Here is a 9,942-nt window from a genome sequence, read left to right on the forward strand (position 1 = left end):
ACGGGGTCTTTGTCCGGATCACCGGATGGTGAATTGTGCCGAACCGGAAATTTCTGTCCCGGTATTATCCTCACTCATTGTTGAAACGTTCACAATATACCCGGTCTTTTCATACCCTTCCGTATCCAGGGCACATGCCCACCGGTTGGCATTTCCCGTGTCCCTGACAACAATGCTGTCGACAGCAATACTCGTGGGCGTACCGTATGAGGAGGCCGGCCTTTTTGTTTTATCTTCAAAATATGCGGGATACACCTGGCATAAAAGGAGCGTCCCCGGGGCAAGGCTGGTCGTGCCCGATATAAGGAAGATGTCCCCCTGCTGATGGTCTCCCGGCGGTTGTACGGCGATAGATGGTATACCGGCCGATCCCGATGACCCTGACGTTCCGGAATAATATACCGGATTATCGGTGCCAAGGAACGTCCCCTTAAGGGATAACTGCGCAGACCCCGCCACGTCTTTTTTCCGGGTTGCGACGGTCAGGTTATAGGAACCGGGTCTGAACCCGCTTGTATCGAATGCAAATCTCCAGTGGTTGATCCCGTTCGTGCCGGGAAGGACCTGTTTGTTTGCTACCATCTTCTCCTCTCCTGAGTTCCCATAGGTCCAACTGAGATAGACCCATGTTTTCTCCGGCAGGTTCGTAGTCCCGGAAATAACCAGCAGATCCCCGAGGTTCTTGTCACCGACGGGATCGATTGTTATGGACGGGGAGGACGGATCCGGTGCCGGTGTGGGCTGTGCAGTTATTGGCGGTTTTGGTGCATTCATTGTCCCTGTCGTGGTGGTCGTGCCAGCGGCATGGTTTTCGTTCTGCTTATCATTCGTGGCGGTCATCTGGCCCTGCTGGCCGGGCGTAGATTCCATACAACCGGCGATCACAAGGGTCGCGACTACGATCAGTACGGCGAGGCAGATATGTAAGGGGCCTGATTTCTGTTGATGTTTCATGGTTTCTCCCAGACTTTTTTTGTACGATGCACTTTCCCATGGGGGAGAGCAATCGCTGGATTTTTTCCCGGATCATGGCGAACAGGAACTTTTGCGATAACCCGGTTTCTGGTCGTTGGGGGGATTTTTTCTGTTTTGCCCGGTTTCCGGAAAAAACTGATGGGTGTCTTCTCGTTGTGTGCATAACGACCTATGTTACGGCAAAGAGTGCGGACCCGGTTGCTTGGCCGGGCTCATAATTCCCGCTGGACACATCACTTTTCACATCCGAGACAAAAACGATATACCCGCCCGGTCTGAGCTTCGTTGTATCAAGGGTGACTGAGAAGAGGCTGGCAGTACCGGAACCTTTGACAGCAGCTGTACTTGCTGCAATCTCCGGGTGCTGGTTATCGGTACTTGATTCAGGAATAACCTTCACGATGAATCCCGTGCCGACCGGTAGGCTGGTCGTTCCCGATACAACCAGGGGATCTCCCACGGTTGTATCACCTACGGGATTGATGAAGATACCGGGCACGGAAGTGTCATTTCCGGACTGGCTGGTGCCGGCTGCGCCCGCAATAATGTTGAACAGATAGGACCCGGTTACGGTACCAGGTTCGGAATCAATACCGGCTGCATTGCCTTTCACGTTGGAGACCGTGACGATATGTTCCGCAGGGGGAAGGAGCCGGGTATCAAAGGAGACTGAGAAGCGGTTGCCTGAACCGGAGCCTTTGACAACTTTTGTAATTGCAGCATTCTCCGGGTTCTGGTAATCACCGACGATACGAGCACTATCCGTGGATTCAGGGATCACTTTTACGATGAGATCCGTGCCAACCGTCAGGTTGGTCCTTCCGGTCACGACAAGGAGATCTCCGGCGCTTGTGTCACGAATGGGATCGATGAGGATACCGCCCGGGGCAGCGTTATCTGAAAGCCGGGATGTACCGGCCGTGACCGCTGACCCGGAAGCCGGGTGGACAGTGAATGTCGTTGTGCCGAAAGGATTGCCCGTGGAGAAATCGCCCCTGCTTGCGTCCCCGGTAAATAATGATACATTCACGAGGTATTCCGTTGGCAGGAAAGTCGTCAGGTCTACATCCACAGACCAGGTGTTCGTACCCCCGGTGCCTTGTGTGACTGTCACGGTTCCGGTTGCCCCGGTGAATTCACCGTTTTGTGCGCCGGTCTGTGGATCTGTTGCTGCAGCTTCAAAGGATGCCGGATAGATCTGGAAAAGAATTTCAGTTCCTGCCGGAAGGCTGGTGTTTCCCGTGATGGTGAACTGGTCACCAATGTTCTTATCGCTGATCGGGTCAACGGAGATGAACGGTTTTGCGACCGAAAATCCGGTGACCATGCCGACGCATAATACGACGACGATAATACCGGCAGCGAGGATGCTGCCGTACATGAGGGTCTTGTTTTTCATGATATCTCCTTCATTTGTTCCGTGGTTTCTCTCCTTTCATATGGTGGATAGTAATCGCCGGATTTTTCCCGGATCGTGGCGAACAGGAACTTTTGCGATAAGCCGCTTCCTGCCCGTTGCAAGGATTTTTGCTGGTTTGCCTGGTTTCCGGAAAAGACTGATGGATGTCTTCTCATGGAGTGCATACCGGCCTATTTCAGGGTAAAGTATGTGTATCCATACCGGTTCCCAATCGCAAAATCTGACGGATCTCCTTTCATCTCACCCACAATGACAACGTACTTCCCCGGCACAAGACTGCCCAGGTCAGCAGCGATCGATATCCGGTTCGATGTGCCACTCCCTTTCGTTACCTGGCTGTTTCCCACAATACTCATCTGTGAGTTCCCGTCAAGGCCGGTCGGGGGTGTTCCCGTATCCGGCATGACCTGCCAGAAGAGGTTTGTGCCTGCGGGAAGACTGGTCGTGCCGGTGATGAGGAACTTGTCCCCGGTGTTCTTGACACCGATAGGATCGATCGCTATGCCCGCGGTAGAAAGACCCGGTGCCTGGGTGGGCTGAGCAGTTTTCAGCGGTGCCGGTGCAATCGTTATCCTTGTCGTGACTATCGTGACGGCGGCAGGGTGTTCACTCTGCTGATTACCATTAGGTGTTATCTGGCTCTGCTGGCCCTGACCGTAGTCTACACAGCCGGCGATCGCAATGGCCGCGACGAGGATGAGTGTGGCGAGGCAGATGAGAACTGTGCCTGATTTCTGTTGAATTTTCATGGTTTCTCCTGGACTGGTTTGGTACGATGCTCTCTTTCCCTCTGGGGGTGAGTAATTGCAATGGCGTGTTGTTTCATATTTCCCACAATGCACAGTTTATTGTGCATTATGTATAAACTTTTTGGCATATAGCAAAAATATTTTTGCTAGAACGGCCCCTGTCGGACCTGGTTCTGCCTGATGACAACCCCGGACCATAAAAAGTTCAGACTATCAATAGGTTCGTTCTCTCACAGGCCGTAATTTTTCCAGTGCGCGATCTCACCACTACCTATTTTTATCTTCCCGGCGCAACTATGATGGCGCGGGGTAGTAGGGTAGCCTGGTCCATCCTAGAGCGTTTGGGACGCTTTGACGGCGGTTCGAATCCGCCCTACCCCATTGGACCATGAAAAAACAGGATGCACTCCGGGTTTATTCTCTTCTGCTAAAACGCTATCCGGATGCCCGGGAAGCTCCCCTGACCGTTGCCCGGGGCACACCGTTTGAAGTACTCATCCTCACGATCCTTTCCGCCCAGACGACCGATAAGGCTGTGCTTAAGGTAAAGAAAGCGCTCTTCTCAAAATACCCGACGCCCGCGAAACTTGCAAAGGCAAAGACGGATGACGTGGAACCGATCATCCACAGCCTCGGCTATTTCCACGCAAAGGCAAAGAACATCATCGCGGCATCGCAGGCGCTGCTCTCGACATTCGGGGGAAATGTCCCGGAGACGATGGACGAGCTCCTGACGATCCCGGGTGTGGGGCGCAAGACCGCCAACATCGTGATGTACCATGCGCACGGACGGAACGCGGGGATCGCGGTCGATACCCATGTCCGGCGGCTGGCACAGCGGATCGGATTCTCGGATACCGACAACGTGGCCGTGATCGAGCGGGATCTCATGGCCCTCTACCCGCAGGACGAATGGGGCGATCTTACGGACGTCTTCATCGCCCATGGCCGGGCCACCTGCGATGCGAAGAAGCCGCTCTGTGACCGGTGCGTGATCACGGAATACTGCCGGTATTACCGGGACCTGAAATAATAAGCGGTCTTTCCGTCCTCCTCTCACTTCATTTTTCTGCTCTGTATACATTGTAAAAATAGTAACGCTCTCGGGGGAACCTGCTGTTCCCGAAGGGAAGAGCTGGCTTGAGATGAATCCGCAAGGTTCTTCATGAGGACAGGTACTGTCACAACCTCACTCAAATATAATACTAAAATTGTTTTAACACAAGGATTTCCTTTGAAAATAGTGCTCTTCAGGTTTGATGATGGGGGTTGAAACCCCCATACCCCCGGTTACGATGGAAGCCGCCGCCCCCGGCGGGACGCCCCCGCAACGGATCATTGACTGAAAGCAATTTAAAAAAACTTCCCCGCCCCGCCGTGCCTCATCTCTCATGAGATTCAGCAAGTCGAAGAATCCTTGCGTATTCTTCTCCAGTCAATCCTCGCTGAAGCGACGATTGCCTCCCCGGAGTGGCCCTGAGGCGGGGGAGCCTCACAAATTTTCATCCGGAGTGAACCTTAATGGCTCATGTCTGTTTCTTCAGAGTTCTTCTTTCAGCTATGCATAGATTTTCTCTGAACTAATCGTCAGATGCTCCCGAGGATGAAAATGACGGTGGAGAATGCCAGGTAGCCGGCAAATGCGCATACGAATGCCAGTGGGATGGTGATGATCCATGCCGTCATCATCTCCCGGACCACACGCCATTGTACCGCATCCTTGCCCCGGGTTGCCCCGACCCCGACGATTGCCCCGTTGATCGCGTGCGTTGAGGAGACGGGAATACCGTAGAGCGTCTCCATGACAAGCGTCCCGCTGCTGGCAGTGGCGGCACAGAATCCCTGGTACGGCCGGATCTTCGTGATCCCGTGTGCCATCTTCTCCACTACCTGCCAGCCGCCAAAACAGGTGCCGAGGCCGATGGCGAGTGCAGCAGCGAGGATGACCCAGAGCGGCACGGCAAAACTGGCGAGGATGCCGGATGCCACGAGCAGGGCCGTGATCAGCCCCACGGCGTTCTGGCCGTCATTGCCCCCATGGGCTGCGGCCTGGAGAAGACATGCGAAGATATGGAACGGCTGGAAGATCCGCTTCATCCGGTTCTGACGGGAATGGCGGAACAGGTGGGTTATGACAATATCGAAGAGGAATGCAGAGACCATGCCTAGGATCGGCGAGATGAAGATGAACATCACGACGACGAGCAGGCCGGAGAGTTTGAGTACGCCTGCCACCATAAGGATCGGGATGATCAGTGCCGCCCCGCAGATCGTCCCGAGCAGTGCGCCGAGCCGGACATCCGCCCCGAGCATGTACGTCAGGCCGGCAAGGATCAGGGCACCGGCAACGCCACCGGCAAGACCGTAGAATATGACATGGAGTACCGTGCCTGTACCGGGAAGGAGAATGGCACCGATCCCCCCGACCGCAACACCGGCCCCCATCAGGCCGCCGACCATTGCATTGCTGCTGGAGAGCGGGATCCCGATCCGGGTTGCAACGAATATGAGGAGTATGGCGGCTGCCATGGCTACGATGATCGATGTCGGGGTCAGGGCGCTCTTTGTGACAATTGTCGTGCCGATCGTGGCCGCAACTGCCGTGGTGAATATGAACGGGCCGATCATGTTGCATATCGCCGTGAGGAAGACCGCTTTTGCCGGTGAAAGGGCCCGGGTGGCGACAACGGTTGCTATGGAATGCGAGGCATCATTGAGCCCGTTGACAAATGCAAGGCCGAGCGCAAGGATGATTCCAAACAGTATGAGCGGTTCCATGATGGTCACGGTTACCCGGAAATCTTACCGGGGAAATTCCCTGCACGTACTGGCCGTGGCAGCGGTTGTTGTGTAGTTGTCCTCTTTACGCGTGAGGATAAAAAAAGATAGGACGAACCGCTCCATCCCCGGGACTGGCTGCTTTTGGGGGTACATCGGGGGTGCTTTCACGAAGAATCAATATCCAATGATTACCCGGATCACGGCAAATGCGGCAAACCCGATGATGGCGCTGATCGGGATCGTAAGGACCCATGCGATGACAATGCTCCGGGCTACCCCCCACTTCACGGTGCTGGTTCCCATCGTCGTACCAACCCCCATGATCGAGGAGCAGATCACGTGGGTCGTGCTGACGGGAATTCCTGCGACCGATGCGCCGAGGATGGTGACAGCACCGGCAGTCTCCGCAGCAAAACCCTGGACCGGCCGGAGCTTGGTGATCTTATACCCCATGGTCCTGACAATACGCCATCCTCCTGCCAGCGTGCCAAACGCAATGGTCGTGTAGGAAGCGATGATGACCCAGGCAGGAACGAGGAGGTGGTTCGGGTTGGTGCCGACACCAGCATAACCGACGACAAAGAGCAGGGGCAGGATGATGCCGATGGTCTTCTGGGCGTCGTTTGTACCATGGCTGAAACTGTAGGCCGCTGCCGAGCAGAGCTGGAGCCGCTTGAAATGGCTCTCCGCAGACTGTTTGTTGGCCTTACGCGTCAGCCACAGGATTGCGGCCATAAACAAGAACCCGCAGATCAGGCCGATGATCGGAGAAAGGACCATGAAGAGCGCCACGGTCCCGACCGTGTTCCATCGAATTGCGGCAAGGCCGGCAGCCGAGATCCCCGCCCCGACCAGACCCCCGATCAGTGCATGGGAAGAGGACGTGGGAAGACCAAAGAACCAGGTGATGATGTTCCAGGCAATCGCCCCGATCAGCGCCCCGAGCACGATATAGGGCACGACAGCGAGGGAGACAACGTTGAGTTCCACGATCGTGCTGATGGTGTTTGCCACGGCGACACCGAACCCGAAGGCAGCGACGAAATTGAAAAAGGCGGCAAATACCACCGCGTTCCGGGGGGAGAGGACTTTTGTCGAGACTACGGTCGATATGGAATTGGCTGAATCATGGAACCCGTTCGTAAAATCGAATACGAGCGCGATGCCGATGATGGCAGCAATGAGTTCCCATGTGGCTTCGATCATGCAATCCCCTCACGTATCAGGTATCCCATGGTCATGAATGCCTGATCGCGATGTCTGAGAGCACGTTTGCCACGTCTTCGCAGTAGTCCGTTGCCGTCTCGAGGTGCTCGTAGATGTCCTTGAGCTTGATGATCTCGATCGCATTATCCGTCTTGAAGAGGTCAGTCACTGCGTGGGCCAGCACATCGTCGGCGATATTTTCCAGCCGGTTCACCTCGATGCAGCGCTCATCGATGTAGCGGGGGTCCTTGATCGAGCGGATCCCCTTGACCGCACTCTCGATCTCTACGGTGGACATGTGGATCAGTTTCGCAAGTTCGATCATGTGCGAGTCGGTAGACGCGATCCCGTAATAGAACATCTTCTCCGTTGCCCCGTCGATATAATCCAGCACGTCGTCCATGGTCGAGGCGAGTCGTGAGATCTCCTCGGGGTCGAGCGGAGTGATGAAGGTATGGTTCAGCTGGTCGTAGATCGCATGGGTGACCTGGTCTCCCTTGCTCTCGAGCAGCCAGATGGCGTGGCGTTTCTCCTTGACATTCGTGAAATCCTCGGTCAGGGCTACCAGTTGCCAGGCAGCTTCCTTGACAATCCCTGCCTGCTGTTCGAACAAATCAAAAAAGATCTTATCCTGCGGTATCAGCAATTCACGGAGACCCATAACAAACCCAGTGGTAATAGACGGTAGATCTTAAAAATATAGCGAAATATGTTGACTCTATACTACCGTCAGGGCAAACGATGTGACAAAGTACCCGACCCATGCAACGGTGACGGCAAGCGGGATGGTGATGATCCAGGCGGTCATCATCTCGCGGACTACCTTCCACTGCACCGCGTTCCTGCCCCGGGTAGCACCTACTCCGATTATCGCACCGTTGATCGCGTGGGTCGAGGAAACCGGGATCCCGACCTGGGTCACGCTGACAAGAATCGCGCTGCTGGCCGTGGCAGCACAGAACCCTTGGTACGGCCGGATCTTCGTGATGTCCTTTGCCATTTTGTCCACCACCTGCCAGCCGCCAAAACAGGTCCCGAGACCGATGGCGATTGCCGCTGTCAGGATCACCCACGAGGGAACGTCAAACGTCATGAGTATGCCGGACGCGACGAGCAGTGCCGTGATGACACCGACTGCGTGCTGCCCGTCGTTTGCACCGTGGGCGGTCGCCTGGACAAGGCAGGCGAGCACGTGGAACGGCTGGAAGATCCGCGTCATCCGGTTCCGGCGGGAGTGCCGGAAGAGGTGGGAGACGAGGATGTCCAGGAGGAATGCACTCACCATCCCGATGATCGGGGAGATGAAGATGAAGAGTACGATGGCCAGGAGACCTGAGACTTTTATGACGCCCGCGAGCATCAGGACCGGGATGATCAACGCCGCTCCGCAGATCGCGCCGAGCATGGCACCGAGACGGATGTCCTCATGGAAGGAAGCAGTAAACAGGCCAAGCACGATGCCACCTATTACTGCACCGATCAGGCCGTAGATTACTACCTGCACAAGCACGCCGTTATCGGGGAGGATCACTACGGACAGGCCGGCGGCTGCAATCCCGGCTCCCAGCAGGCCCCCGACCATTGCGTGGCTGCTGGAGATGGGGATCCCGGCACGGGTTGCCACGAAGACGAGGATGATTGCGGCTCCCATGGCGACCACAATGGAGAAGGGTGTAAGCCCGCTCTTTGAGACGATTGCCGTGCCGATAGTAGCAGCGACGGCAGTCGTAAAGAGGAACGGTCCTATCATGTTGCAGATTGCAGTAAACAGGACCGCTTTACCCGGTGAAAGGGCCTTGGTTGCGACCACCGTGGCAATGGAATGTGAGGCATCGTTGAGCCCGTTGACAAAGTTCAGTGCGAGAGCAAGGATGATCCCGAAGAGGACAAGGGAATCCATGATCACGAATGGGCCTTGGCGATGTCACTGAGCGCGTGGCCTACGTCATTGCACTTCTCCATGACCCGGGCCAACCCCTCGTAAATATCCTTGAGTTTGATGATCAGGAGCAGATCCTTTGTCTTGAAGAGATCGAGGATGGCGCGGGACAGGAGCTCGGTCGAGAGGTTGTAGAGCCGGCTGATCTCTGCCACGTGGGTCCTGACCTCGTCGGGATCTTTCAGGGTTGAAAGACTCTTCACTGCGTGGCTGATCTCGATGCTCGCCAGCATGATGAGGTACGAGTATTCCTTGAGCACATCGTTTGTTTCCGGGATCCCATAGTTGCAGAGCTGGTGGGTGACCCAGTCAAGGCGGTCGAGCACATCATCGAGGACCGGGGCAAGGCGTGCGATCTCTTCCGGTTCAAGGGGCGTGATGAGCGATTCGTCCAGCTGTTCGAAGATCTTCCGAGTGATTTCATCCCCGTGGTGCTCGATCTGGCGCACCTTGTGGGCCTTCTCCGTGCCCCCGGGGAGTTCATGGGTGATCTCGTTGAGGGTCGTTGCCGACTCCCCGATTTTTTCCGCCATCTCGAGAAAAAGCGTGAAAAAAACCTTGTCTTCGGGCAGGATCAGGTCACGGATACGCATGATATTCAAAGCTACCCTTATTCCCTGAGTATAAAAAAGTACTTCCTGACTGGAAGGAATTTGCCTGACGGGCCGGAAAATTTCCGGAAACAACCAGGAACCCCCGGAAGATCAGGACACCGGGAAGACGAATCAGGAAAAATCGAAAACGAAATCGAAAACGGGATGGACCGGGCGGGAATTGAACCCGCGGCCTCTTCCATGCCAAGGAAGCGATCTACCACTGATCTACCGGCCCGCTCCTATCTAGTAGGATGCCATAGGTTAAAAGAATTGTTC

General features: G+C 55.4%; 10 protein-coding genes and 2 tRNA genes. 2 read left to right on the forward strand and 10 right to left on the reverse strand.

All coding sequences use genetic code 11. The annotated features are described in order from the left end of the window. Positions 1-18: 18 nt before the first annotated feature. The 4 genes from ABSE13_RS04170 to ABSE13_RS04185 all read right to left on the reverse strand — a co-directional run bounded on the left by ABSE13_RS04170 (position 19) and on the right by ABSE13_RS04185 (position 3,144). The gene (locus tag ABSE13_RS04170; RefSeq protein WP_424027235.1) at positions 19-954 is read right to left on the reverse strand and encodes a hypothetical protein; all 936 of its coding nucleotides are present in this window, start codon (positions 952-954) and stop codon (positions 19-21) included. Between the two features lie 190 nt (positions 955-1,144). Next, on the reverse strand, positions 1,145-2,374 hold the full coding sequence (locus ABSE13_RS04175; protein WP_424027236.1) for a hypothetical protein: 1,230 nt from the start codon (positions 2,372-2,374) through the stop codon (positions 1,145-1,147). Then, positions 2,371-2,550 (reverse strand): hypothetical protein, encoded by a 180-nt coding sequence (locus ABSE13_RS04180; RefSeq protein ID WP_424027237.1) that lies wholly within the window; start codon positions 2,548-2,550, stop codon positions 2,371-2,373. The genes ABSE13_RS04175 and ABSE13_RS04180 overlap by 4 nt, the downstream gene beginning before the upstream one ends. A 15-nt stretch (positions 2,551-2,565) precedes the next feature. Beyond that, the gene (locus tag ABSE13_RS04185; RefSeq protein WP_424027238.1) at positions 2,566-3,144 is read right to left on the reverse strand and encodes a hypothetical protein; all 579 of its coding nucleotides are present in this window, start codon (positions 3,142-3,144) and stop codon (positions 2,566-2,568) included. A 306-nt stretch (positions 3,145-3,450) separates the two neighbouring features. On the opposite strand from ABSE13_RS04185, the gene ABSE13_RS04190 reads away from it, so the two are divergent. Both ABSE13_RS04190 and nth read left to right on the forward strand, forming a co-directional pair. After that, positions 3,451-3,525 (forward strand) — tRNA-Pro (locus ABSE13_RS04190). 7 nt (positions 3,526-3,532) lie between these two features. Next, the gene (nth, locus tag ABSE13_RS04195; protein WP_424027239.1) at positions 3,533-4,177 is read left to right on the forward strand and encodes an endonuclease III; all 645 of its coding nucleotides are present in this window, start codon (positions 3,533-3,535) and stop codon (positions 4,175-4,177) included. 554 nt (positions 4,178-4,731) lie between these two features. Here nth and ABSE13_RS04200 read toward each other — a convergent pair. From ABSE13_RS04200 to ABSE13_RS04225, 6 genes are all read right to left on the reverse strand, one after another. After that, on the reverse strand, positions 4,732-5,922 hold the full coding sequence (locus tag ABSE13_RS04200) for an inorganic phosphate transporter (RefSeq protein WP_424027240.1): 1,191 nt from the start codon (positions 5,920-5,922) through the stop codon (positions 4,732-4,734). 177 nt (positions 5,923-6,099) lie between these two features. Next, positions 6,100-7,131 (reverse strand): inorganic phosphate transporter, encoded by a 1,032-nt coding sequence (locus ABSE13_RS04205; RefSeq protein ID WP_424027241.1) that lies wholly within the window; start codon positions 7,129-7,131, stop codon positions 6,100-6,102. A 31-nt stretch (positions 7,132-7,162) separates the two neighbouring features. Continuing rightward, entirely contained in the window at positions 7,163-7,792 is a 630-nt protein-coding gene (locus tag ABSE13_RS04210; protein ID WP_424027242.1) for a DUF47 domain-containing protein, read from the reverse strand. A 57-nt stretch (positions 7,793-7,849) separates the two neighbouring features. After that, positions 7,850-9,031, reverse strand: coding sequence for an inorganic phosphate transporter (locus ABSE13_RS04215; protein WP_424027243.1), 1,182 nt, complete (start codon positions 9,029-9,031; stop codon positions 7,850-7,852). Between the two features lie 2 nt (positions 9,032-9,033). Beyond that, positions 9,034-9,663 (reverse strand): DUF47 domain-containing protein, encoded by a 630-nt coding sequence (locus ABSE13_RS04220; RefSeq protein WP_424027244.1) that lies wholly within the window; start codon positions 9,661-9,663, stop codon positions 9,034-9,036. Between the two features lie 166 nt (positions 9,664-9,829). Beyond that, positions 9,830-9,901: transfer RNA gene (locus ABSE13_RS04225), tRNA-Ala, on the reverse strand. Between the last annotated feature and the right edge of the window lie 41 nt (positions 9,902-9,942).

Source organism: Methanoregula sp. (assembly GCF_049518935.1).
Taxonomy (GTDB): domain Archaea; phylum Halobacteriota; class Methanomicrobia; order Methanomicrobiales; family Methanospirillaceae; genus Methanoregula.

Excerpts from the sequence above, each read along its gene's own strand:
- ABSE13_RS04170 (WP_424027235.1), bottom strand. The coding sequence starts at position 954 with ATGAAACATCAACAGAAATCAGGCCCCTTACATATCTGCCTCGCCGTA.
- nth (WP_424027239.1), top strand. The coding sequence starts at position 3,533 with ATGAAAAAACAGGATGCACTCCGGGTTTATTCTCTTCTGCTAAAACGC.
- ABSE13_RS04220 (WP_424027244.1), bottom strand. The coding sequence starts at position 9,663 with ATGCGTATCCGTGACCTGATCCTGCCCGAAGACAAGGTTTTTTTCACG.
- ABSE13_RS04180 (WP_424027237.1), bottom strand. The coding sequence starts at position 2,550 with ATGAGAAGACATCCATCAGTCTTTTCCGGAAACCAGGCAAACCAGCAA.
- ABSE13_RS04215 (WP_424027243.1), bottom strand. The coding sequence starts at position 9,031 with ATGGATTCCCTTGTCCTCTTCGGGATCATCCTTGCTCTCGCACTGAAC.
- ABSE13_RS04205 (WP_424027241.1), bottom strand. The coding sequence starts at position 7,131 with ATGATCGAAGCCACATGGGAACTCATTGCTGCCATCATCGGCATCGCG.
- ABSE13_RS04200 (WP_424027240.1), bottom strand. The coding sequence starts at position 5,922 with ATGGAACCGCTCATACTGTTTGGAATCATCCTTGCGCTCGGCCTTGCA.
- ABSE13_RS04185 (WP_424027238.1), bottom strand. The coding sequence starts at position 3,144 with ATGAAAATTCAACAGAAATCAGGCACAGTTCTCATCTGCCTCGCCACA.
- ABSE13_RS04210 (WP_424027242.1), bottom strand. The coding sequence starts at position 7,792 with ATGGGTCTCCGTGAATTGCTGATACCGCAGGATAAGATCTTTTTTGAT.
- ABSE13_RS04175 (WP_424027236.1), bottom strand. The coding sequence starts at position 2,374 with ATGAAAAACAAGACCCTCATGTACGGCAGCATCCTCGCTGCCGGTATT.